Genomic DNA, 24,839 nt, shown 5'->3' on the forward strand with positions numbered 1-24,839 from the left:
AAAAATAAACCCGATGTACTAAAGGTTTTATATAGTGTGTAATATTTTAATAACTATTTTCTAAAAGAGGTAACACCAAACTTTGCAGCTTCAGCCTTAGCTTTTGGCGCTAAAGCTTTTAAATTAGCTATACGCGAATCATTAGACGGGTGTGTACTTAACATTTCAGGTGGTGCTTGTCCGCCGCTATTAGCTTTCATACGTTCCCATAACAATGAGGCTTCATCAGGTGTATAGCCAGCAATAGCCATTAAATAAATACCAATTTTATCGGCTTCCGTTTCATGGCTTCTGCTAAATGGTAGCATAACACCAACTTGAGAACCAACACCGTAATATTGGTTAAACGCATTTCTAGATTTTTCATCCTTTATGGCAATGTTTCCGGCAACAGCAAGTCCTGCTTGCAAGTAACCTGCACTCATACGTTGTTGCCCATGGTTTGCCAATGCATGAGCCACCTCGTGCCCCATAATTGCTGCAACACCTGCTTCATTTTGCGCTATTGGTAAAATACCCGTGTAAAAAACAATTTTACCTCCAGGCATACACCAAGCATTTACAGTTTTATCATCTACTAAATTATATTCCCATTTATAATCATTTAAATAGCCTTGATGCCCATTGGCGTTTAACCAACGCTCTGCGGCTACAGCTATTTTTTGGCCAACACGCTTAATCATTTCGGCATCTTTTGTACCTGTAATTACCTTGTTTTCTGTTAAAAACTGATCATATTGTGCAAAAGCCGTTGGAAACAACTGTGAGTTTGGTACCAAAGCCAATGTTTTTTTTCCTGTAAATGGGTTGTGGGCACATGCTGTAACAATGGCTGCAACACCCAATAATGCTATTACGTTTTTTAGTTTCATTTTAGTTATTTTATTTCATTATAAAAATACAAAAATTGTTGTGCTATATTTTTTAGACACTTACTTTTTTTGTTGGTCACAATAATTTATAAACGTTATATTTAATATACGTGTTATGAATTACTTTGGATACCGACTTACTTTAAAAAAGAATAAATTATGAAGAACGCACTTGTTATATTTTGTTTTAGCTTTTTATTTAGCTGTAATGGACTTGCTCAAAAAAAAGAACAAAAAAAGGAAACATTTGAAATTACAAAAACTGATACCGAATGGAAAACACAATTAACTGAGCAAGAATATTATGTTTTAAGAAAAGCAGGTACAGAACGTGCGTTTTCTAGTTCATTAAACAAAAACTACAAAGATGGTATATATGTTTGTAAAGCATGCGAAACACCTTTGTTTAAAAGTGAACACAAATACGATTCTGGTAGTGGTTGGCCTAGTTTTGATAGAGAAATTAAAGGTAATGTTGCTTTTTCTACAGATTATAAAATTGGTTACGCCCGCACCGAAGAACATTGTGCTACTTGCGGTGGCCATTTAGGGCATGTATTTAATGATGGCCCAAGAGAAACTACCGGAAAAAGACACTGTATTAATGGTGTTGCGCTTAAATTTATACCTAAGGAATAAGTGTTTTTGAAATTTAACATTGGTTATTTATTAGTAACTTGTTGCTGCTAATTATGAATTTATTTACCAATGGAAAGTTACTTACCTAGTATTATAAAACAATTTGAATACTACAAAAGTTTAGGCAATAAAACCTTTGAGCAATTAACATTTAATGAATTACAGCATGAATTTGCTGCTGATGCAAACCCTATTTCGGTTATAGTGAAGCACATGGTTGGTAATATGTTAAGCCGTTGGACTAATTTTTTAACTGAAGATGGTGAAAAAGAATGGCGTTATCGTGATACTGAGTTTGAAAACACTTACACCTCTAAAAAGGAATTAATTACTGAATGGAATAAAGGTTGGAATTGCTTATTCAATGCTGTTAAAGCGCTTAATGAAACTAATTTAGAACACAATTTATATTAGAATCAGGGGCATACGGTTACTGAAGCTATTAACCGTCAATTAGCACATTACGCTTATCATGTTGGGCAAATTGTGCTTTTAGGTAAACTTATAAAAGGTGAAAATTGGCAGAGTTTATCTATACCCAAGGGCGCATCTAATATGTATAATTTAGAAAAATTTAGTAAGAAAAAAACTAGACAACATTTTACTGATGATGTATGAAATACGTTTACTGATAAGCACCCGCAAGAAGGATTGAGGCATTTGTTGGAGCTCTCCCGGTTACGGGAAGCGACTGCCGAAAGCCTGTTTGCCCTTAGGCAACTTGCCATAATTGTTACAAAAATGTTACTCTTCTTCTACTCTATGTATGCTTTTAAAGGGCCTTATTATAAGGCGAGCTTCTCTATCAAAACGGATGTAATTATAAACCCAATTTACAAATACTACCATACGGTTTCTAAACCCAATTAAAAAGAAAAGGTGTACAAACATCCACACGTACCATGCAAATACACCTTGAAATTTATATTTTTTTAGGTCTACAACAGCTTTGTTTCGTCCTATTGTAGCCATAGAGCCTTTGTCTTTATAAACAAAGGGTTTCATTGGTTTTTCATCTATTAATTGTAGTAAATTATTGCCCAATTGTTCGCCTTGTTGTATGGCAGGTTGCGCCATCATAGGTAGGCCGTTTGGGAAATCTTCGGTTTTCATACAGGCAATGTCTCCAATGGCAAAAATGTGCTCAAAACCTTTAACTTGGTTGTATTGGTTTACTTGTATACGGTTGCCGCGTGTTACAAAATCTGCACTATCTAAACCGTTTATGGTTGCACCTTTTACGCCAGCTGCCCATACTAGGGTTTGGGTTTCAAAAGTTAAATCGGTATTAGTGGTAACGGTTTTACCATTATATTTAGTTACACGCACGTTTTTCCAAATGTTAACACCTAGTTTTTCAAGAAAATCTTCGGCTTTTGCTGAGGCTTTGTTGCTCATACCTTTTAAAATTCTATCGCCAGATTGTATGATGTGTATTTGTGCTAAACGGGTATCTAAATCAGGGTAATCTTTAGGTAAAATACCTTTTTTAATTTCGGCTAAAGCACCAGCAAGTTCAACACCCGTTGGCCCACCGCCTACTATTACAAAATTCATTAGGGCGTTGCGCTCGTTTAAATCTGAAGTTAATAGGGCATCTTCAAAATTTTCTAGAATTAAACTGCGTAAATTTAATGATTGTGGTATGGTTTTCATGGCCATACTGTGCTTTTCAATTTCAGAATTTCCAAAATAATTAGTTGCAGAACCTGATGCTAGCACTAAGTAATCAAATTTTAAATTACCAATGTTTGTTTTTACTGTATTGCATGTAGTATCAATATACTCCACATTTGCTAACCTAAAATAGAAATTTGGAAAATCTTGCAAAACTTTTCTAATAGGGTATGCAATAGAATCGGGCTCTAAACCACCAGTAGATACTTGGTATAATAGCGGCTGAAAGGTATGGTAGTTATGCTTATCTAACAATACAACTTGTACTTCTTGCTTTGATAATTTTTTGGCTAAAGCTACGCCTGCAAAACCACCGCCAATGATAATAACCCGCGGATAACTTGTTCTAGGAATATTCATATAATTACACTTGGTGTGCAAATGTAGTAAAAGATACAAATTTATAATGTTCTAAATTCTTTATTAAAAAAGCATTTTGTAAATTCGTAGCCTAAATTTTAACACATGAGTAAATACGATATTATAGTTCTTGGAAGTGGTCCTGGAGGGTATGTTGCAGCCATTAGAGCATCACAATTAGGTTTTAAAACAGCAATTGTTGAAAAAAGCGAACTTGGAGGCATATGCTTAAACTGGGGGTGTATTCCAACAAAAGCCCTTTTAAAATCTGCTCAAGTTTTTGAATACCTTAAACACGCAGAAGATTATGGCTTAAAGGTTAAAGATGCAGAACATGACTTTGATGCTGTAGTAAAACGTAGCCGTGGCGTTGCAGATAGTATGAGTAAAGGTGTGCAGTTTTTAATGAAAAAAAATAAAATTGACATTATTGAAGGTTTTGGCAAACTAAAACCAGGTAAAAAAATTGATGTTGATGGTACTGAATATAGTGCAGATAACATTATAATTGCTACTGGTGCACGCTCTAGAGAATTACCTAATTTACCACAAGATGGTGAAAAAGTTATTGGTTATAGAGAAGCCATGACCTTAAAAAAACAGCCTAAAAAATTAGTGGTAGTAGGTTCTGGTGCTATAGGTGTTGAATTTGCGTATTTTTACAACTCTATAGGCACTGAAGTTACTGTAGTAGAATATTTACCTAATATTGTACCTATTGAAGATGAAGACGTATCAAAACAATTAGAACGTTCATTTAAAAAGAACGGTATAAAAGTAATGACATCGGCCGAGGTAACTAGTGTTGATACTTCAGGCAAAGGTGTTAAAGCAACTGTAAAAACTAAAAAAGGCGAAGAAATTTTAGAAGCCGATGTTATTTTAAGTGCTGTAGGTATTAAAACAAACATTGAAAATATTGGTTTAGAAGACGTAGGTATTGTAGTTGATAGAGATAAAATATTAGTAAACGATTTTTACCAAACTAACATACCAGGTTATTACGCCATTGGTGATGTAACACCTGGGCAAGCTTTAGCACACGTAGCATCTGCTGAAGGTATTTTATGTGTTGAAAAAATTGCCGATATGCATGTTGAACCAATTGATTATGGTAATATTCCTGGTTGTACTTATTGTACTCCTGAAATTGCAAGTGTTGGTTTAACTGAAAAACAAGCTAAAGAAAAAGGCTTAGATATTAAAGTTGGTAAATTTCCTTTTTCAGCATCTGGTAAAGCTAAAGCTGGTGGAAATTATGAAGGTTTTGTAAAGGTAATTTTTGATGCTAAATATGGCGAATGGTTAGGTTGCCACATGATTGGTGCTGGCGTTACTGATATGATTGCTGAAGCTGTTGTAGCCAGAAAACTTGAAACCACAGGGCATGAAGTTTTAAAAGCAATTCACCCACACCCAACAATGAGTGAAGCTGTTATGGAAGCTGTTGCCGATGCTTATGATGAAGTAATTCATTTATAAAATAAAAGATTTTTAAAAATCTATATAAAAAAAGCGGATAGAAACACTGTTTCTATCCGCTTTTTTCTTCTTTCTTATGTTTACTTTTCAGGTCTTTATGTTGTTCTTTTTGTTTTAATAATGCTTTCATAGATTTAAACAGAAGAAACCCTAAAACTAATACAAAACAAATAAGCACACATACAAGTAGGTTAATTTGCATAATTTACTATTACTGATTTGGTATAAGTTTATGACACTACCAAATAAAATACGTCACAACACAATTATTACATAAAGCTACCTATAGCCAACTCATAACTTTGTAAACCAAACCCCAAAATAACACCTTTAGCGTTAGGCGATATATATGATTGATGCCTAAATTCTTCTCTACCAAATGTATTAGAAATATGTACTTCAACAACTGGTGTTTCAATACCTTTAATAGCATCGCCAATACCAATTGATGTATGTGTATAAGCACCAGCATTTAAAACTACACCATCATAACTAAAACCAACTTCATGTAGTTTATTAATTAACTCACCTTCTACATTAGACTGGTAATATTCTAAACTTACTTCAGGGTATTTACCTTTTATTTCTTTAAAATAGTCTTCAAAAGTTAAACTACCATAAATTTCTGGCTCACGTTTGCCTAATAAGTTTAAATTAGGCCCGTTTATGATTATTAGTTTTTTCATGTGGTAAATATATTTAAAATTAGGGCATAAAAAAAGGAAGCTTTTTAGCTTCCTTTTGTGATTTTTATTTGTGTTTGAAATTATAGTCCAAATTCCACACCTAGGTTTAAAACATCAAACGACCCCCCGTCAAGACTAACTCCTCTATACGATAATACAATATCTAGAGATTCACTAATACTATACTGGGCTCTAGGAGCATAATAAAAACCTCCATCATTGCCTTCACTTATACCAACAGCATAACCTAAATCAGCTCCTAAAGTAAATTGATCTGAAACACCAAAACGAGCTGCTCCTGCTATAGGTAAAAATTGAGCATCTTCAACATCGATAGTACCGAATCCAGTATCTACACTATCACCAAAAGAATGAGAAAAACCAGTAGCTACACCAGCTTGAAAATTTTCACCAGCATCCCATAAATAGTTTACATCCAATGTTACATTAAAAGTCCAACCATCTCCAGCATCTCCAATAGGTAATCCTAAGTTAACACCAGCATTTAAGTCTCCCTGAGCATTCATAGTGAATCCAAAAACTGCAAAAGCAGCCATTAATAAAATTTTTTTCATTTTTAAATAATTTAAAGATTAGTTGCAGCAAACCTAAATCTAAATTTTCATTTTACCAAATTAATTTTACCGTTTATCTGAATAAGAATGCGTTTAATCGATAAAAAAGCACACTTTACCTATACTAAAACGTTAAATTTCATACGCTTATGAAAGAAAATAAATTCAATAAAAGATAGTAATATTTTAAGTATTTTTACATTTATGAAATGGAATAACGCTTTAAACGATTATAAGCTGTACTTAAAAATAGAACGTGGCTTATCTGCCAACTCAATTGAAAATTATGCCAGAGATGTACAAAAATTAATAAAATATTTAGAAGATAATAATATAACTACATCGCCTATTTCTATATCTTCTGAAGTTATAAAACAATTTATTTATACCATAGCTAAACACGTAAATGCACGTTCGCAATCTAGAATAATTTCTGGTTTACGAAGTTTTTTTGGCTACTTGGTATTTGAAGATTACAGAAATGATAACCCACTAGAACTCATTGAAGCCCCTAAAATTGGCAGAAAATTACCTGATACTCTTACAGAAGAAGAAATTGACAATATTATTAATGCAGTAGATTTAAGTAAACCTGAAGGCGAACGTAATAGGGCTATGCTTGAAACACTTTATGGTTGCGGTTTACGTGTAAGCGAACTTGTTAGTTTAAAATTATCAGATTTATTTTTTGATGAAGGTTTTATTAAAGTTACTGGTAAAGGCAATAAACAACGTTTTGTACCTATTGTTGAAAGCACACAAAATTATATTAACTTATACAAAAACCAAGTTAGAAACCACTTACCTATTAAACCTGGTTTTGAAGACACCTTATTTTTAAACAGGCGCGGTAAACAACTAACTAGAGCCATGGTATTTACTATTGTGAAGCAATTAGCTGAGAGTATTGGGCTAAATAAAAGCATATCGCCACATACTTTTAGGCATTCATTTGCTACACATTTACTTCAAAATGATGCCGATTTACGCTCAATACAATTAATGCTTGGACATGAAAGTATAACCACTACCGAAATTTATGTACACGTAGATAAAAGCCATTTAACTAAAGTGGTTGAAACGTATCACCCTAGAAAGTAGTTGCTTGTTGTTAGTTGTTAGTTGTTAGTTGTTAGTTGTTAGTTGTTAGAAGATATACCGAAACCAACTAACTTTTAACTTTTAACTTTTAACAAATCTAATTATTTAGCAATATTAACTGCTCTGGTTTCTCTAATAACAGTTACTTTAACTTGCCCCGGATACGTCATGTCTGTTTGTATTTTTTGCGAAATGTTAAATGATAAATCTGCTGCTTTATCATCATTTACTTTTTCACTTTCTACAATTACACGTAACTCTCTACCGGCTTGAATTGCATACGCCTTTTTAACACCGCTAAAGCCAAAAGCAATGTCTTCTAAATCTTTTAAACGCTGAATATAACTATCTAAAACTTGACGGCGTGCTCCTGGGCGTGCTCCAGAAATGGCATCACATACTTGAATAATTGGCGCTAATAAAGATTTCATTTCAATTTCGTCGTGGTGTGCTCCAATGGCATTACAAACTTCAGCTTTTTCACCAAATTTTTCTGCCCATTGCATACCTAAAATAGCATGTGGTGTTTCCATATCTGCCTCTGCATCTGGCACTTTACCTATATCATGTAGTAAACCAGCACGTTTAGCAAGCTTTGGGTTTAAACCTAACTCTGCTGCCATTACTCCACAAAGTTTGGCTACTTCACGCGAGTGTTGCAATAAGTTTTGGCCGTATGACGAACGGTATTTCATGCGTCCTACCATTTTAATAAGCTCTGGGTTTAGGTTGTGAATTCCTAAATCTATTACCGTACGTTTTCCTACTTCAATAATCTCTTGGTCTATTTGTTTTCTTGTCTTTTTTACAACCTCTTCAATTCTTGCAGGATGAATTCGTCCGTCTGTTACTAAACGGTGTAATGATAAACGCGCTACTTCTCTTCTTACAGAATCAAAACATGATAAAATGATAGCTTCTGGCGTATCATCAACAATAATTTCAACACCTGTAGCAGCTTCAATGGCTCTAATATTTCTACCTTCTCTACCAATAATGCGTCCTTTAACATCATCAGATTCTATGTTGAATACAGACACGCAGTTATCAACAGCTTCTTCAGTTCCTATACGTTGTATAGTATTAATTATAACTTTTTTAGCTTCTTGTTCTGCTGTTAATTTAGCTTCTTCTAAAGCATTTTGTATGAATGCCATAGCATCATTTTTAGCTTCACCTTTTAAAGATTCAACTAATTGCTCTTTGGCTTCTTCTGCAGATAAACTTGAAATAACCTCTAGTTGCTGTACTTGACTTTTATGAAGACGGTCTAGCTCTTCTTGTTTCTTATCAAGTACATCAAGCCTATGGTTGTAGTCTTTAATTTTGTCTTCTAAACTCTGACTTAATTTTTTATTTTTTGAAAGCTCGCTAGAAACTTGAGACTCTTTATCTCTAGTTCTCTTTTCGGCTTCGGCCATTTTTTTATCTCTAGACAGTATTACCTTTTCATGCTCAGCTTTAAGCTCAATAAACTTTTCTTTAGCTTGTAATATTTTGTCTTTCTTAATGTTTTCTCCTTCACTTTTAGCTTCTTTAATAACTAAATTGGCATTTTTTTGTGCTTCTTTAATTATTTTTGATGCTTTATTTTTTTCTAGAACTTTAGCTATAATAAAGCCAATAACTAAGCCTAAAACTATTCCTCCTATTGCAAATATGGTTGCGTTATCCATTATTAATTAGTTGTTTATATATAAAAAAAGCCTACATCAGTTGAAAGTTTTGTATAAACTCCTTAAAAACAAGTTTAGGGCTAACAAGCTGATCAAGGATCTGCTAAGTACTAGGTACGGCAGCCTGCTTTTACAACTTAAACTCACCCTTTTTAAAGAATTAACGTTGAGTTTATCAAAAAATAATAACTAATGTAGGCAGTAACTTTTAGTTTATTTTAAAGAACGTATTTAAGAGTTTAAATATGAATTTAATAAAGAATCTAAGGCTTTTAGCTTATCTTCAACATGTTCATTCACATTATTTTTATCTATAGATTTCTGTTCAACTTGAGATGCAAATTGTAAAGCGCACATGGCTAAAACATCTTGTTTATCTCTAACAGAATAACTTTGCTCAAACTGTTTTATCATATAATCAATGTTTTTAGCGGCTCTTCGCAAGCCTTCTTCTTGGCTTGGTTCTATAGTTAAAGGATATACTCTGTTAGCTATAGAAAGGCGTATTTTAAGCTTTTCAGACATTGAATTTATGTTACATTAATCGGATAATTGGGCTATACAATAGTCTAAATCTCTAATTAATGCGTTTATTTTAAGCTTAGTTTCTCTTTTATTATCGTCACTACCAAGTATTGAATTTGCCATTTTAAGCGCATGATATTTTTCTTCCCACTGTGTTAACAACACTTTTTGGTTTTGAATTTTTGTTTTTGAAGCGTTTAATTCTTCAGTTAATTTAGCGTTTGCTTGTTTTAAAAGCTCTAATTTGTGTAATACCTTGCTAGTTTTATTCTCTAAAGAATCTACAATATCTTCAATATTACTCATTTACAAAAATCAATACTTATCTCACAAAGTTAATACACCTTGCTATAAATTACAATTGTTTTTCAATAAAATTTTAAAATGTTCTTTTAGGTACATTTTAGTTAAAACTATGGCTTGATTTTTGTTTTACCTTTGCGTTTTAACTTCAAATTAATATTTTAGCTGTAAGTACTTTTTTATGAGATTTTTACTAATTGCCCTATTTATTTTTCCAGGTTTAGCTATTGCACAAAACCCATATCCGCAAGATTATTTTAGCAATCCGCTAGAAATTCCTTTAATATTATCGGGTACATTTGCAGAGTTACGCTCTAACCATTTTCATTCTGGTATAGATATTAAAACACAACAACGCGTAGGTTTAAAAGTAAAAGCTTCGGCAGACGGTTTTGTTAGCCGTATAAAAGTATCGCATTACGGTTATGGTAAAGCACTTTACATTACTCACCCTAATGGTTATACCACAGTATATGCGCATTTACAAAAGTTTTCGCCAGAAATTGAAGCTTATGTAAAAAAGCAGCAGTACAAAAAAGAATCGTATGAAATTGAATTATTTCCTAGTGCAGAAACACTGCTTGTTAAAAAAGATAGCTTAATTGCTTACAGCGGAAATTCGGGTGGTTCTGGTGGCCCACATTTACATTATGAAATTAGAGATAACCAAGAGCGACCTATTAACCCTATGCTTTTTGGTATTGATATTGCCGATACTTCGGGCCCTTACGTAAAATCTGTTTACGCTTACCCTTTAGATAAAAATGCCTTCATTAATAATAGTAATGAAAAACAAAAACTACGCCTTATACCTTTAAATAATGGTGATTATGCTGTTGAAAACATTCAAGCTGTTGGAAATATTGGCATTGGCATTGAAACTAACGACAGGCAAAATTATGCTCCAAACGCTAATGGAGTTTATAACATTCAAACCTTTTTTAATGGCAACAGAAATTTTGAGTTAGATTTTAAACGCTTTTCTTTTAGCGAAACAAAACATATTAATCAACTTATAGATTATGAACATTATGCAACAAAAAGGCAACGCATTCAAAAATTATTCAAAAAAAACAATCCGTTAAGTATTTTTAAATCGGTTGTAAATAATGGTGTTTTACATATAAAAGATAGTGCCTACGCGGTTTATAAAATTAGAATTGCCGATTTTAAAAATAATGAAACGTGGGTTACGCTAAACATTAAAGGTGAAAAAAGCCCAACTGCAAAACCTACAGAAACTAAAATAACACCATATTACATTAAAGCTAACCAAACTACCAATTTAAAAGAAGGCGCGGTATCTGTAGATTTTTATAAAGATACTTTTTATGATGATTTTTATTTAGATTTTGAATTACACAATGATACACTAAAGCTACATAAAGATGTAATGGCGGCTAAAAAATATTTCAATATTACTTATAATGTTAGCAACTATAACACCACCGATAAAAGGAAACTTTATATTGCGCGTTTGGTTGGTAGCAAACAATATCCGGCATACACAACAACCAAACGAAAAGAAAACACATTAATAGCCAGCACCAAAACATTGGGAACTTACGCCCTAGCTACAGATACCATTAACCCCACAATTACACCTATTAATTTTAAAAACAACCAATGGATGAGTAACTACCATTATTTAAAAATTAAAATTGATGATGTGGGCTCAGGTATTTCAAATTACAGAGCCACCGTAAACGGAAAATGGATTTTAATGGAGTATGATTATAAAACAAAAACACTAACGCATAGCTTTAGTGATGGTGTTGTAACCGATACTAAAAACAATTTAAAACTAATTGTTACTGATAATGTTGGAAATAATTCTACTTTTGAAACGTTGTTTTACAGAAAATAAATATTAACCACCATTGAAACCAAAACATCTTTTTTTAGTACCTCTATTTTTTTTAACTATAAGTATTTGTTTTTCGCAAACAGCAACCTTAAAAGGTGTTATCTTAAACGAAAACAACAAACCTATTGAAGGTGTAAACATTAAAACTAACAATGGCAATGGTACACAAACAAATAGTAATGGGTTTTACACATTAAATATTGCTGCAAACACTAATGTAATTGTTAGTTTCACGCATATTTCTTACAAAAAAGTTGAAGCTACATTCAACCTTAAAAATGGAGAAACTTTTGAGTTTAATCCCGTAATAAAAACAGCTTTAGAGCAAATTGCAACCGTAGTTGTTAGCTCTAAAAAACGAAAAGATGTTGAAGGTATTGTTACACTACAGCCCGAAACTATCAGGAAAATTCCTGGTGCAAATGCTGGTGTTGAAAACTTATTAATGACGCTTCCTGGTGTTAGCAATAACAATGAACTAAGTACACAGTACAGTGTTAGAGGTGGTAATTTTGATGAAAACTTAGTATATGTTAATGATATTGAAGTTTACAGGCCATTTTTAATACGCTCTGGCCAACAAGAAGGTTTAAGTTTTGTTAATACCAATTTGGTGCAAAATGTAGAGTTTTCTGCTGGCGGTTTTCAAGCTAAATACGGCGATAAACTATCATCTGTTTTAGATATTACTTACAAAACACCTTATCAGTTTGAAATTAATGCCGATTTAAGTCTTTTAGGTGGCAGTGTTTCATATGAAGATGTTAGTAAAGATTCAAAATTTACAAGCATCATTGGGGCACGCTACAGAGACAACAGTTTATTTGTAGATGCCAAGGAAACTGAAACCAACTTTACACCTACTTTTGCCGATTTGCAAGCCTATTTTACCTATAAATTCACTAATAAATTTCATTTAAGTTTTTTAGGAAACGCCTCTATTAATAAATACAACTATGAACCCCAAACACGACAAACTAATTTTGGTACTTTAAGCGATCCTATTGCCCTTTTGGTGTTTTATGAAGGCCAAGAAAAAGACCAATACCAAACCTATTTTGGGGCATTCAAAGGCACCTATTTTGCAAATAATAATTTAACCTTAAAACTTATTGCATCTACATACCATACAACCGAAGAAGAGTATTTTGATATTTTAGCGCAATACCGCTTAGGCGAAGTAAATACAAATATAGGTGAAGAAGATTTGGGTGAAGTTGAGTTTAGCGAAGGTATTGGAAGCCAATTAAACCATGGCAGAAATGATTTAGATGCATTAATAACAAACATTGAACACAAAGGCAATTTTAAACTAAATGATAACCGCTTTGAATGGTCTGTTAAATACACACATGAAGACATTAGAGACCGATTGGTTGAATGGGAAGTTATTGATTCTGCTGGGTTTTCAATTCGTCCACCAAAAACTATACCTGTAAATGAACAACCCTACACCGCGTACAACGCACCACTTGAACCGTTTTCAAACGTAAGAGCCTCTAACAACACTCAAATAGATAGAATACAAGCGTATGCGCAATGGAGCAAACGTTCAACTATAGGTAATAGTGATGTTTGGTACAATGCAGGCATTAGAGCTCACAACTGGTCTGTTAGCGGTACAGGAATTAATACTTCAAACCAAACGGTATTTAGCCCCAGAGCTCAATTTGCTATTAAACCAAACTGGAAAAAAGACATGCTTTTTAGAGCTGCTGCTGGCTTATACTATCAGCCACCGTTTTACAGAGAATTACGTGATGCCACAGGAACTGTACAATCAAATGTTAAAGCTCAAAAATCTATGCACGTGGTTTTAGGTAATGATTATAGTTTTAAAATGTGGGACCGCCCTTTTAAATTAACTTCAGAAGTATATTATAAAAATTTAACCAATGTAAACCCATACACCATTGAAAACGTGCGCATACGCTACAGAGCCAATAACAGTGCCAAAGCCTATGCTTATGGTTTAGATATGCGATTGAATGGTGAATTTGTTCCGGGTACCGAGTCATGGTTTAGTTTTGGGTATTTAAAAACTGAAGAAAACATAGAAAACCAAGGATATATTGCAAGACCAACAGATCAACGTTTAAAATTTGCAGCATTATTTCAAGATTACGTACCCAACATGCCACATTTAAAAATGTATTTAAACTTGGTTTATAACACGGGCGTTCCTGGTGGATCGCCTAGTTACGCAAACCCTTATGTGTACCAAAACAGGCTACCTGATTATAAAAGAGCCGATTTTGGCTTACAATTAGTATTGGTTGATGCCAAAAAACAATTTAACAACGGTTGGAAAAAACCGTTTAAAGAGCTATCTTTAGGTTTTGAAATATTCAATATTTTTGATGTACAAAACTCAATTACAAACACTTGGGTTAGAGATGTGTACAGCAAACGCCAATATGCCATACCAAACTACTTAACACCACGTGTGTTTAATGTAAGAACGACTATGAAGTTTTAATGGAAACCTATTTTATACTTACGTTTTCTGAAAATATCACTAAAGTATCTGTCCCTGCGCCAGTTAAACGTTGTGCATAAACTTGTATAGCTTCTCCGTTAGCCAAATTGGTATTGGTGCTTAAGGATACATTTTGTATTTGGTTGTCATCTTCTATACGTACAACAGCATTAGATTCTGCAATTACAACATTATCCTTTGCTATGTAAAATGCATAAAAATTAGTTGAGGCTCCATTCACTCTAATAGATAACGATGCGTTTACTTGAAATTGACGTTCTTTTACACCATCATAAACAAGCTCATTATTACCTCCTGTACTTGTAAACCTAAACAAATTATTAGCTACAAAAGTTCCATTTCCTTGAACTTCAACCGCCGTTCCACTTGATATAGTTTGCGTAAAGCCTGTAGTTACTGGTCTGTTTGAATAAAAATTTCCAGCTGCAACACCGTCGGTTTCAACTAGTAATCCTGGGCAATTCACATCCCACTCTCTGGTAAAATTATAACCTGTGTATGGTGATGTTCCGTTAATATAATTTCCGCCACCATAAAAAGCTACATCTGCTAAAGTAGCACCTCCTGAAATAGCAGTAACACCAGTAACATCAAAACCAGCTGTAGCTCCAATTACTTCACTAAAACCACCTTGTTTTGCTATTACTTCAAAATTACCAACCATGGTTTGGTAAGTACCTGCGTTTGTACCATCCCATCCTTCAGAATTCAATAATAACTGATTAATATCTGTATAGGTTATACCGGCTGAATTATTAACAAACTGCAAAATGCTATTAAAAACTAGGTTAAAATCTGAAATAGTACCAACACTTGCTGAGTTTACTATAAAACTATCTCTTAATATTAAATTTTCGGTACCTGTACCTGTTAAATTAAAAACTACACCTCCAATACCCGGAGCTGTTAACGTTAAATTTCTTATTGAACCACCTGCGCTTCCTGCAAATAAAGTACCACCAGAGCGCACAAGTACATCTTCATTGGTATCTCTACCTGTAACGTAAGCACTATTTAAATTAATAGGTGCTGCTAATAATATTGTTCCGTTTATTTCGTAAAGCGTATTGGTTGTTAATAAATACTCGGTACCACCACCAGCAGTAAGTTCATCAGCTAAATCGGCGGCACTTTTTACTAATTTATAATTATCTCTTTGTTGGTTTGAAAGCGGCAACCATGCAGATCCGCTGTAATAATAAAATAAGTTATCATCAGTATCAAACACTAAAAGTCCTTCTGCGGGTGTTGCAATGGCATTTCGTTGTGTGGTTGTCATTCTTGGGGTTAACATACCTTGTGTAGTTGATTCTACATCTAAAACAGAAGATGCATTTGGGGTAACTGTACCAATACCAACTTGGGCAGATAAAAATGACTGAAATACTAATAAAACTAGAAAAGAAAAGTAAATGTTGTAGGCTCTCATACTATCAATTTTAGACTTGGGTAAATAAAATGTGAGAGACTTATGTTTTAAAAGTACAAAAACAACCTTAAAAAACAAAGAAATTACTAAAAATTAAGCGTAAAACTATTTATTTAACAATAAACCCCTTTAAGGTTTCAATAACATAGTCTACATCTTCTTTAGTATTATATATGCTGAAAGAAAAACGTAATGATGGTTTTTTAATAGCATCTTTATTTAAAATTTCAGCTAAAACATGCGATGCTTTTGTACTACCACTTTGGCATGCACTACCTCTAGAACAAGCAATGCCTTTTAAATCTAATTGAAATAAAATCATGGCTACACTTTCAGGAGGCATAGGTAAACAAACATTAACTAAATTATAAGCACTTGCATTTAAATTTGAAGATAGTCCGTTGAAAATTACCTGAGGTATTTCAGCTGAAATTTTATCAATAAAATACTGTTTGAGTGATGTAATATATATAGTTTCAGCTTCTAAATTATTGTAAGCTATTTTAATTGCTGTTTCCATGCCTACAATATTATGCACACTTTCGGTCCCTGCTCTTAAACCACGCTCTTGTTCGCCGCCTGTTATTAATGATTTTAAGCCTGAGTTTTTGCGTACAAAAGCAAAACCAATTCCTTTTGGTCCATGAAATTTGTGTGCCGATGCTGCTAAAAAATCAACCTCAATAGCTTGCAAATCTATAGGATAATGTCCAATTGCTTGTACAGCATCGGTATGAAACAAAGCATCATATTGCTTACATAATGTTGCGGCACGTTTAATATCTAAAATATTACCAATTTCGTTGTTAATATACATAAGGCTTACCAACGTTTTGTCATGGGTTTTTAGTGCCTTTTCTAAAGCTTCAAAACTTATATTTCCATGAGCATCAACATCTAAATATGTTAGCTTAATCTTGGCCGTTTTTTCTAAATCTTTCAAGGTATTTAAAACGGCATGATGCTCTATTTTTGTTGAAATTATATGGGTTACATCTAAACTATTTACAGCACTTTTCAATATTAAATTATCGGCTTCAGTACCGCCCGATGTAAAAATAATTTCACCTTCAGAAACATTAAAAGTAGTAGCAATGGTTTTTCTAGCCTTTTCAATTAACACTTTTGATGCTCTACCCAAACTGTGCGATGATGATGGGTTTCCGTAGTTATTTTGCATAACTGCTGTCATTGAGGTTACTACCTCGTCTCGTAGTTTTGTAGTGGCAGCGTTATCAAAATACACAGTTTTCATTTTAATAAAATTGAAGCTTTTTAAGTAGCAAAAATACTTGAAATAAAATTATTTTCAATAACATACGTTATAAATAACAATTCTATTATTTTTGCTGTAAAATTAACACCTATGCGCCACATATTTTTAGTTTTATTTTCATTGTGCTTAACCACTATTTATTCATGTGATGATGGTGATGTTATTACCGTTAGTCTAGATTTTGAAGATACGTTTCAGGCGTGTAATGGCGTTAGTGGTATTGTACTTTATAAAACTAAGAATGACCCGTCTGAATCACTTTCAGTATTTATTAGTAATTACACTGTAGATGCTATGCTAAATGTAGGTGATGATAATACTTTTGAAGAAACTAAAACCGGAACTTTTAACTACAGAACTTACAACAACGCCACAATTTCTGGCGGAGATTTATTTTGTAACGACGTACCACCTTCTGACGTTGAAATAAGAAGTGATGATCAAAGTGCTTGTTCTGTATTTTTTAGAACTGTTTTAACCGAAGATGATAACGATGGTGTACCAACAGAGCTTGAAAACCCAGACCCAAACGGCGATGGCATTTTTGACGATGCACAAGATACTGATGGTGATAGTATACCCGATTATATTGATTTTGATGATGATGGCGATAATGTTCCTACCGCAAATGAAAACCCAGACCCTAATGGCGATGGCGATTTAAGCGATGCTCAAGACACTGATGGTGATGGTATACCCGATTATTTAGATGATGATGATGATGGCGATGGCACCCTAACACGCGATGAAGAAAAAGGTGTGCAAGACCAAAATCCTACAAATGATGAAACTAATGAAGCCGTAGGGCCAGATTATTTAAACCCTGATGTTAGTGATGTTTTACCTGCAACAGCTTACAGACAACACAGCTATACTAAAGCATTTTTAGTTACAGCTACCATTTTAAATTTAGACCTTTCAAACTTAACGCAAGACGAGTTGTTTTTTGGTAACTTAACCGGTGATAGCAAAACATCAAAAACAGAAACTTTAACGCCTAATTTTAATTAACTAAGGCGCCATATTTTGGTAAATATAAACTTCGGTAGCACCTAAACCGTATTTTTGGTAATTGGCATCATAAAACTTTACATTGTTATAACGCCCAAAAAGATATGCTAACTCAAGTTTTAAAACACCTTCACCCACACCATGAATAAACACTATTTTTTGTATGCGTTTGTTTATGGCAAATTCTAACTGCCTTTTAGCTGTATCTAATTGCAGTGTTAGCATGTCATGATTACTCATACCGCTTGCATTTTTTACTAACTGGTTAATATGCAAATCTACCTCCATTGTAGGCTGAAAACGTTCTTTAGCTTTCACTTTAGGCTGTTTTTTGCGTTTTTTTTCTTCTTTTTCAGAAACTACAGCATGCAAGCTTTTGTGCGAAAAAATAGATGTTTTTAAAGCAGCAGGTTGTTCTTTTACCAAAGCACTTGCCTCAAAATTTAATAAAAAACCATCTTCTGTTTCAACAGTAATTGTTGTACCAGAAATGTTTGTAACAATACCCGATAAATTTTCATCTAAAACAGAAACTGTATCGCCTTTTTTAAAATTCATTTAATCAGTTGTATTATCAAATTCATTATTATTTTTTTTGCTTGGTATGGTTGCAGATATACGGTAAATACCAAGCATAAGTACAATTATACCTATTATAAGCAAATATACATTTTGTGTTTTGCTGTTGTTGGCATACAAAGCAATAATAGCGCCTAAAAGCGTTAAAAAATAGTTAAAGCATTTCATTTTAAATATTAATCAAAATTAACTCAAATTATAAGCAATTACACATCAAAATAAAGTAATTTTTATTATTATGATTTTTTTTGTATTTTAGAGTCATTCATTTAGCCCCAAAATATGAAAAATTTTATCACACTTGCAAGCTCTTTGCTTTTTGTTTCCCTTGTTTTTGCACAAGATTTGTACGTTGGAAATAACACTGAATTGTATGCACTTGATGTGCCTATTTTTGTAACTAATGACATTAGGTTAGAGTCTGCCTCTTCAAATTTTTACTTGAGAGGCGATGCCCAATTAATACAAGATGTTGATATTAAAAATTCTGATGCAGGTGAAATTTCTATATACCAAAACCAAACCACCAATGTTTATGAATACAACTTTTGGTGTTCGCCAGTTGGAGTTAGCGATAACACATCAAACCAAAACGTAGATTTTAACGGTACAAATATACACGACCCTGCTGATGATACTGATGTTAGCAATGTTACATCTATTCCTTACGGATACACAACAAGCTATGAAGGTACAGCCACAGAACTTTCAAATTACTGGATTTACAGTTTGCGCGATGGCGAAGGCTACTACAGTTGGCAGCAAGAATTTGATATAGGGAATATTGAAACAGGCTATGGTTTTACGTTAAAAGGAAGCCCAAATACTGATAATGTTTTAGATTTTAGAGGCCGCCCAAATAACGGAACTATTTTAGTAAGTTGTAGGTTTGATGGTGTTGATGATCAACCATCAGGAATACCTAACAGTGCACAAACGTTAACAGGTAACCCATACCCTTCTGCACTAGATTTAAAATTGTTTTTTGTAGAATCAGTAACAAATCAAGCTATCCTTTTAAATGAAATTTATTTCTGGGAGCAAAAACAAAACAACTCGCATTTTTTAGCAGATTATGAAGGAGGCTATGGTGAATATATACCTGGTGATTTAACTGATGATACAGATAATGGCACTTACACCTTTGCACCTTTTGAAAACTATAATGGCGATGGCACAACAAATGGTACTACTACAGGAAACACAATTGATTTTAGCGGAAATAACCAAAGACGTTTTGCTGCCGTTGGGCAAGGTTTTATAATAGCCAGTGACCCTATTGGTCTTGGTGGTGATGCTGAATTTACTAACGCTATGCGTGTTTATTTTGAAGAAGACTCAACACCAGGTGGTAACGGTTCTATTTTTGCAAAAAACAGTAAAAAAACAGGTAAGAACACACAAACAAAAAACTACCCCATGTCTCACAACGGTGTAGATTATAAAAAAATTATTGATAACCCAACAATAATACCTGAAATACGAATACATACACATGTTAATAATACTTTTTACAAAGAGAATGTTATTGCTTTTAGAGCAGGTACACCCAACAACAATACCTACAATAAAGGTTTTGATGGCTCAAACGTAAACACCTTAAGTAGTGATGCGTATTTAATTTCTGAAGATAAAAATTTATCTATAAAATCTATTAACTATTCTGAAAGCACAAGATTAAAATTTGGTTTTAAAACCAACCAAGACAATACGCCTTTTAGTGTTACCGTAAATAAACTAAACAACATACCTAATGATGTGGATGTTTATATTTTTGATAATGAAACCAATATATACACTAATATTAAAGAAGGAAGTTTTAACGCCGTTTTAAACAAAGGTGTGTATAATGATAGGTTTGAAATTACGTTTGCTAAAAGCACATTAAACACTACTGAAGACACTTTTAGCAACTTTAAAATATACCAAAATAACACACAAGCACAAGTTGTAATTAACAACCCAAATAGTTTAAAATTAAAGGAACTAATACTATTTGATGTTAGTGGAAAACGTGTTTTATTTGAAACTATTAACTCTAATAATAACACACTATCATTTTCAACAAAAAACCTAAGCACAGGTGTATATGTTGCAAAAGTTACAACAGACAACAATGCTGCTAAAACTCAAAAAATTGTAATTAACAACCAAAAGTAATACGTTTATAATTTAGTACATTAGCATAAATTTTTAAATAGCTATTACTCTATGGAAGAATACATGCTTCCTTGTTTAAATAAAAAATTTTTTGGTGTAGAATGCTTTGGTTGTGGTATGCAGCGTGCTTTAGCCCTCATATTTAAAGGCGAATTTGTACAAGCATTTTACATGTATCCTGCTATTTACACACTTATTTTACTAGTTGTTTTAATAACAATAAATGCTTTTAAAAACAACAAACTTTTATCTAAAATTAATACTACTTTAGCTGTAGTAAATGCTATAATTATTATTTGCAGCTTTATTATAAAAACTTTTTTTAACCAATAAATCATTACACATGGAACAAAAAAAATTACCTAATGCAACGCTTATTTTAGTATTTGGAATACTATCAATTGTTGGCTGTTGCTTTTACGGTATAGGCATAATACTTGGTGTAGTTGCCATTGTATTAGCTGGAAAAGCAATAAAAATTAATGCTGAAAACCCTGATGAATATACAGGTATTCAAAATGTAAAAGTTGGTAAAATACTATCAATTATAGGTATTATTTTAAGTGCTTTATATTTATTATTAATTATTTGGTTTGTATCAACATTTGGTTGGGAAGCTATGCAAGACCAACAATTAATGCAAGAAAGACTTCAAGAAATGATGGGACAATAACCCGTACCATATTCTAACCATAAATAAAAATGGACTAATTTATAACTAAACTAGTCCATTTTTTTATGCTTTATTTTTCTTTTTTAAAATAACGAAGCCCCTATAACAGCTCCTATTATAACCAAAATATAAAGTGAAATTAACACTATAGAAAAAATGCCTAAAAACTTATAATGTGATTTTAAGCTTGAAAAAGCTTTAGCAAAATCATTATTATTTTCTTGTTTTAAAGCACTTTTCATACTTTTTGAAAACCTAAACAAATACATAACAGGAAAAAAGTAAACAGCGGCAAGAATAATGTAAAACAGCGCTATACCCGAAGCATAACCAGCACCGTATGCTGAAGCTAAACCACTAGAAGCTGCACCCGTTATTCCCATGATAATACCTGCAAATATCATGAGACCAACACCTACAAAACCAAGTATTGCTAAAAAAGATGACCATTTTACGGTTTCAGTTAAATAGTCTTTAATTTCCGAGTTAATGCCAAGTTCAAAACTTTCAAAAGCAGATGTTTCTTTCATAAATTAATTTTCAAATTGTTTAAATGTTTTTGTTATTATGCTTACACAGTCTAACAACTGTTCTTTATTCATAACTAAAGGCGGTGCAAACCTTATAATGTTACCGTGTGTTGGTTTTGCTATTAATCCGTTATCTCTTAAAGCTAAACACATATTCCAAGCAGTTTCGCTATCTTCAGTATCATTTACAACAACAGCATTTAACAACCCTTTACCACGTACTTTGGTTATAATGTTACTGGTTTCAATATATTTATTCATTTCACTTCTAAAAAGTTCACCTAAAATACGTGCATTTTCAGCTAGATTCTCTTCTTTAACAACCTCAAGCGCAGCAATAGCTATAACAGCCGCTAATGGGTTTCCGCCAAATGTACTGCCATGCGTACCGGGTGTCATTACATCCATAATATTATTATTTGCCAATACGGCACTTATAGGGTAAGCACCTCCACTTAAAGCTTTGCCTAAAATTAAAATATCAGGTTGTACGTTTTCGTGGTGTACAGCCAATAGTTTGCCTGTTCTGGCAACACCGGTTTGAATTTCATCTGCAATAAACAATACATTATGCGCTTCGCACAGTGCTTTTGCTTTAGCTAAATAACTTTCTGAAGGCACGTAAACACCAGCTTCACCCTGTATAGGTTCTACTAAAAAACCAGCTACATTATTGTTGTTTTTTAACGCTGCTTCTAACGCATCTAAATTATCATATTCAATACGAATAAAAGCATCGGCATAAGGCCCAAAGTTTTTATTAGCAGTACTATCACTAGAAAATGATACTATTGTAGTTGTACGCCCATGAAAATTGTTTTTACAAACTATAATTTTAGCTTGGTTTTCGTCAATACCTTTTACCTCATAAGCCCATTTACGGCATACTTTCATAGCAGCTTCAACAGCTTCGGCACCAGAGTTCATTGGTAATAATTTATCAAAACCAAAATACTCACACGTGTATTTTTCATAAAGCCCTAATTTATCATTGTAAAATGCTCTAGAAGTTAAGGTTAATGTTTGGGCTTGCTCAACCATAGCATTAATAATTTTGGGGTGACAATGCCCTTGGTTTACCGCTGAGTATGCCGAAAGAAAATCGTAATAACGTTTTCCATCAACATCCCACACATAAACACCTTCGCCTTTACTTAATACTACGGGTAGCGGATGGTATGTGTTTGAGCCATACGTTTTTTCTAATTCAATTGCTTGCTGTGATGTTAATTTTTGTAAAACAGCCATTTTAAAAAGTTTTAATTGTTAATAAAATAACCATTCCTACTCTACCTTTATCCTTTCAGAAAAGACTCCGAAAATTCAGCGTGGGAGAGAAATCATCCCTAGATAAGTACTGCAAGTTACAAATATTATTTGTTTATTTATTTTTTAAGTGAAAATGAAATAAACTTAATTTAAATTAATATACATTTATTTGCCGCTATTATTATTTTTGCAGCATGCCTAGAAGAGAACGAAACAAGTTTGTAAAACGCGGTGAAATAATTGAACTGCTTATAGAAGATTACGCCTTTGGCGGTAAAGGAATTGGACGTATTAGAAACGAACATGGCGAATTTGTTGTGTTTGTACCCAACACCATACCAGGGCAAAAGGTTAAAACGCAAATTAAAAAATCTAGTAAAAAATATGCGGAAGGCAAATTGCTTGATGTTATTACTAGAGCTGAAAACGAAACAACTATACCCTACCAAGATATACCGGGTGCACCCTACATTTATTTGCCTATTGAAAAGCAACATGAATATAAGCAAACCAGCACTTTAGAACTTTTTAAACGTATTGGTAAAGTACAAAACATTGAAAGCCTGTTTGATGAATTTGTAAGTTCACCAAACACTTTTCATTACAGAAATAAAATGGAATACGGTTTTTCGGCCATTGGTTATAACAGAACCGAAAAAACCGATATTGATGCCTTTACCCTTGGTTTTAAAAAACGTGGAACTTGGTGGTGTGCCGAAAATTTAAATAATGATAGCGGCTTATTTGATGCCCAAGTTGAAAACAACCTAAAACACATTAGAAATTACTGCGAGCAAACAGGTTTAGCACCTTGGCATGCTCCTAGAAAAGAAGGTTTTTTTAGGTATTTTATTGTTAGAAAATCACATAAAACCAATAAACTGCTTTTTAATTTGGTTACCACATCATATGATTTACCAAAATTCAACCTTACTAAATTTGCCAATTATTTAGTAGAATTATTTGGCAATAGAGTTGCTGGTTTTCTTCACACTATTAATGATGAAATTGGAGACCGTACCATTGCCACAACAGGAAGTATAAAACTTATTTATGGCAATGATAAAATTGTTGAAGAATTACTGGGTTTAAACTTTGAAATTAGCATAAAAAGTTTTTTTCAAACCAACCCAAAATGTGCTGAAAAACTTTACAGCAAGGTTATTGATTATGCATTAGAAAACAAAGATGCTGTTGATAACACTGTGGTTTTAGATTTGTTTTGTGGCACCGGAACTATTGGGCAAATTTTAGCTTCAAAAAGTAATAACACCAAAATTGTAGGAGTAGATATTGTTGCATCGGCAATTGAAGATGCTAAAGAAAACGCCAAAAGAAACAATATTGAAGGTTTAAAGTTTTATGCCGCCGACGTTGGTAAATTTCTAACAGAACACCCGCAATACAAAAACAAAATACGCACAATAATTTTAGACCCTGCAAGAGCTGGTATTGCACCAAAAACACTTAAAAAAATAATAAACCTAAATGCAGAACGTTTGGTTTATGTATCTTGTAACCCTGCAACCCAAGCACGAGATACCGAACAATTAATGGCCGAAGGTTACAGCATAAAAAAAATGAGTTTAGTAGACCAATTTCCGCATACAGCACATATTGAAACCGTTGTGCTGTTTGAAAAGAAATAA

The 24,839-nt window shown here is 33.1% G+C and carries 23 protein-coding genes, 1 other RNA gene and 1 pseudogene; 11 read left to right on the plus strand and 14 right to left on the minus strand.

The features are described from left to right. Window positions 1–53: 53 nt before the first annotated feature. The gene (locus FUA26_RS06910; protein ID WP_147133489.1) at window positions 54–872 is read right to left on the minus strand and encodes a M48 family metallopeptidase; all 819 of its coding nucleotides are present in this window, start codon (window positions 870–872) and stop codon (window positions 54–56) included. Window positions 873–1,031: 159 nt separating this feature from the next. On the opposite strand from FUA26_RS06910, the gene msrB reads away from it, so the two are divergent. Both msrB and FUA26_RS06920 read left to right on the plus strand, forming a co-directional pair. After that, window positions 1,032–1,511: a peptide-methionine (R)-S-oxide reductase MsrB gene (gene msrB, locus FUA26_RS06915; RefSeq protein WP_147133492.1), complete on the plus strand. Its 480-nt coding sequence runs from the start codon at window positions 1,032–1,034 to the stop codon at window positions 1,509–1,511. 69 nt (window positions 1,512–1,580) lie between these two features. Further along, window positions 1,581–2,129, plus strand: a pseudogene (locus FUA26_RS06920) (DUF1572 family protein). 126 nt (window positions 2,130–2,255) lie between these two features. On the opposite strand, the gene FUA26_RS06925 reads toward FUA26_RS06920, so the two are convergent. After that, on the minus strand, window positions 2,256–3,548 hold the full coding sequence (locus FUA26_RS06925; RefSeq protein WP_147133495.1) for an NAD(P)/FAD-dependent oxidoreductase: 1,293 nt from the start codon (window positions 3,546–3,548) through the stop codon (window positions 2,256–2,258). A gap of 105 nt (window positions 3,549–3,653) precedes the next feature. On the opposite strand from FUA26_RS06925, the gene lpdA reads away from it, so the two are divergent. Continuing rightward, a complete protein-coding gene (lpdA, locus tag FUA26_RS06930; protein WP_147133497.1) occupies window positions 3,654–5,030 on the plus strand; it encodes a dihydrolipoyl dehydrogenase in 1,377 nt (458 codons plus the stop codon). A 269-nt stretch (window positions 5,031–5,299) separates the two neighbouring features. On the opposite strand, the gene aroQ is transcribed toward lpdA, so the two are convergent. Continuing rightward, window positions 5,300–5,716 carry a type II 3-dehydroquinate dehydratase gene (gene aroQ, locus FUA26_RS06935; RefSeq protein ID WP_147133500.1) on the minus strand — a complete coding sequence of 139 codons (417 nt, stop codon included), beginning with the start codon at window positions 5,714–5,716 and terminating at the stop codon, window positions 5,300–5,302. Window positions 5,717–5,796: 80 nt separating this feature from the next. Then, window positions 5,797–6,273 (minus strand): outer membrane beta-barrel protein, encoded by a 477-nt coding sequence (locus FUA26_RS06940; RefSeq protein WP_186826879.1) that lies wholly within the window; start codon window positions 6,271–6,273, stop codon window positions 5,797–5,799. 222 nt (window positions 6,274–6,495) lie between these two features. Here FUA26_RS06940 and xerD point away from each other — a divergent pair, with 222 nt between their 5' ends. Further along, window positions 6,496–7,392 (plus strand): site-specific tyrosine recombinase XerD, encoded by an 897-nt coding sequence (gene xerD, locus FUA26_RS06945; protein ID WP_147133506.1) that lies wholly within the window; start codon window positions 6,496–6,498, stop codon window positions 7,390–7,392. A gap of 101 nt (window positions 7,393–7,493) precedes the next feature. Here xerD and rny read toward each other — a convergent pair whose 3' ends face one another. From rny to FUA26_RS06965, 4 genes are all read right to left on the minus strand, one after another. Then, on the minus strand, window positions 7,494–9,068 hold the full coding sequence (gene rny / locus FUA26_RS06950; RefSeq protein ID WP_147133509.1) for a ribonuclease Y: 1,575 nt from the start codon (window positions 9,066–9,068) through the stop codon (window positions 7,494–7,496). 55 nt (window positions 9,069–9,123) lie between these two features. Further along, a non-coding RNA gene (ssrS, locus tag FUA26_RS06955) (6S RNA) lies at window positions 9,124–9,240 on the minus strand. A gap of 59 nt (window positions 9,241–9,299) precedes the next feature. After that, complete coding sequence (locus FUA26_RS06960) at window positions 9,300–9,593, minus strand: cell division protein ZapA (protein WP_147133512.1); 294 nt, start codon at window positions 9,591–9,593, stop codon at window positions 9,300–9,302. Window positions 9,594–9,608: 15 nt separating this feature from the next. Further along, window positions 9,609–9,899 (minus strand): hypothetical protein, encoded by a 291-nt coding sequence (locus tag FUA26_RS06965; RefSeq protein ID WP_147133514.1) that lies wholly within the window; start codon window positions 9,897–9,899, stop codon window positions 9,609–9,611. Window positions 9,900–10,077: 178 nt separating this feature from the next. On the opposite strand from FUA26_RS06965, the gene FUA26_RS06970 reads away from it, so the two are divergent. Further along, window positions 10,078–11,763 (plus strand): M23 family metallopeptidase, encoded by a 1,686-nt coding sequence (locus FUA26_RS06970; protein ID WP_147133516.1) that lies wholly within the window; start codon window positions 10,078–10,080, stop codon window positions 11,761–11,763. Window positions 11,764–11,776: 13 nt separating this feature from the next. Beyond that, window positions 11,777–14,242: a TonB-dependent receptor gene (locus FUA26_RS06975; RefSeq protein ID WP_147133518.1), complete on the plus strand. Its 2,466-nt coding sequence runs from the start codon at window positions 11,777–11,779 to the stop codon at window positions 14,240–14,242. Between the two features lie 7 nt (window positions 14,243–14,249). Here the strand turns inward: FUA26_RS06975 and FUA26_RS06980 are convergent, their stop codons facing one another. Both FUA26_RS06980 and FUA26_RS06985 read right to left on the minus strand, forming a co-directional pair. Beyond that, complete coding sequence (locus tag FUA26_RS06980; protein WP_147133521.1) at window positions 14,250–15,692, minus strand: cell wall anchor protein; 1,443 nt, start codon at window positions 15,690–15,692, stop codon at window positions 14,250–14,252. A 109-nt stretch (window positions 15,693–15,801) separates the two neighbouring features. Continuing rightward, window positions 15,802–16,947 (minus strand): cysteine desulfurase family protein, encoded by a 1,146-nt coding sequence (locus FUA26_RS06985; RefSeq protein WP_147133523.1) that lies wholly within the window; start codon window positions 16,945–16,947, stop codon window positions 15,802–15,804. Between the two features lie 111 nt (window positions 16,948–17,058). On the opposite strand from FUA26_RS06985, the gene FUA26_RS06990 reads away from it, so the two are divergent. Next, the gene (locus FUA26_RS06990; RefSeq protein ID WP_147133527.1) at window positions 17,059–17,979 is read left to right on the plus strand and encodes a hypothetical protein; all 921 of its coding nucleotides are present in this window, start codon (window positions 17,059–17,061) and stop codon (window positions 17,977–17,979) included. Here FUA26_RS06990 and FUA26_RS06995 read toward each other — a convergent pair whose 3' ends face one another. Both FUA26_RS06995 and FUA26_RS07000 read right to left on the minus strand, forming a co-directional pair. Further along, on the minus strand, window positions 17,980–18,537 hold the full coding sequence (locus FUA26_RS06995; protein ID WP_147133530.1) for a Smr/MutS family protein: 558 nt from the start codon (window positions 18,535–18,537) through the stop codon (window positions 17,980–17,982). Continuing rightward, window positions 18,538–18,726: a hypothetical protein gene (locus FUA26_RS07000; RefSeq protein ID WP_147133532.1), complete on the minus strand. Its 189-nt coding sequence runs from the start codon at window positions 18,724–18,726 to the stop codon at window positions 18,538–18,540. A 114-nt stretch (window positions 18,727–18,840) separates the two neighbouring features. Here FUA26_RS07000 and FUA26_RS07005 point away from each other — a divergent pair, with 114 nt between their 5' ends. Genes FUA26_RS07005 through FUA26_RS07015 form a run of 3 tightly spaced genes read left to right on the plus strand, consistent with a single transcriptional unit; the run spans window position 18,841 to window position 21,391 of the window. Further along, window positions 18,841–20,718: a T9SS type A sorting domain-containing protein gene (locus FUA26_RS07005; protein ID WP_147133535.1), complete on the plus strand. Its 1,878-nt coding sequence runs from the start codon at window positions 18,841–18,843 to the stop codon at window positions 20,716–20,718. Window positions 20,719–20,769: 51 nt separating this feature from the next. Next, complete coding sequence (locus tag FUA26_RS07010; RefSeq protein WP_147133538.1) at window positions 20,770–21,051, plus strand: DUF2752 domain-containing protein; 282 nt, start codon at window positions 20,770–20,772, stop codon at window positions 21,049–21,051. Window positions 21,052–21,061: 10 nt separating this feature from the next. Then, window positions 21,062–21,391, plus strand: a complete 330-nt coding sequence (locus tag FUA26_RS07015; RefSeq protein ID WP_147133541.1) for a CCC motif membrane protein — start codon at window positions 21,062–21,064, stop codon at window positions 21,389–21,391. Window positions 21,392–21,474: 83 nt separating this feature from the next. Here the strand turns inward: FUA26_RS07015 and FUA26_RS07020 are convergent, their stop codons facing one another. Both FUA26_RS07020 and rocD read right to left on the minus strand, forming a co-directional pair. Further along, the gene (locus tag FUA26_RS07020) at window positions 21,475–21,921 is read right to left on the minus strand and encodes a DUF5362 family protein (protein WP_147133543.1); all 447 of its coding nucleotides are present in this window, start codon (window positions 21,919–21,921) and stop codon (window positions 21,475–21,477) included. 3 nt (window positions 21,922–21,924) lie between these two features. Next, entirely contained in the window at window positions 21,925–23,169 is a 1,245-nt protein-coding gene (rocD, locus tag FUA26_RS07025) for an ornithine--oxo-acid transaminase (protein ID WP_147133546.1), read from the minus strand. A 215-nt stretch (window positions 23,170–23,384) separates the two neighbouring features. On the opposite strand from rocD, the gene rlmD reads away from it, so the two are divergent. Beyond that, entirely contained in the window at window positions 23,385–24,839 is a 1,455-nt protein-coding gene (gene rlmD / locus FUA26_RS07030) for a 23S rRNA (uracil(1939)-C(5))-methyltransferase RlmD (RefSeq protein WP_147133548.1), read from the plus strand.

It is taken from the genome of Seonamhaeicola algicola, from assembly GCF_007997385.1.
Taxonomy (GTDB): Bacteria; Bacteroidota; Bacteroidia; order Flavobacteriales; family Flavobacteriaceae; genus Seonamhaeicola; species Seonamhaeicola algicola.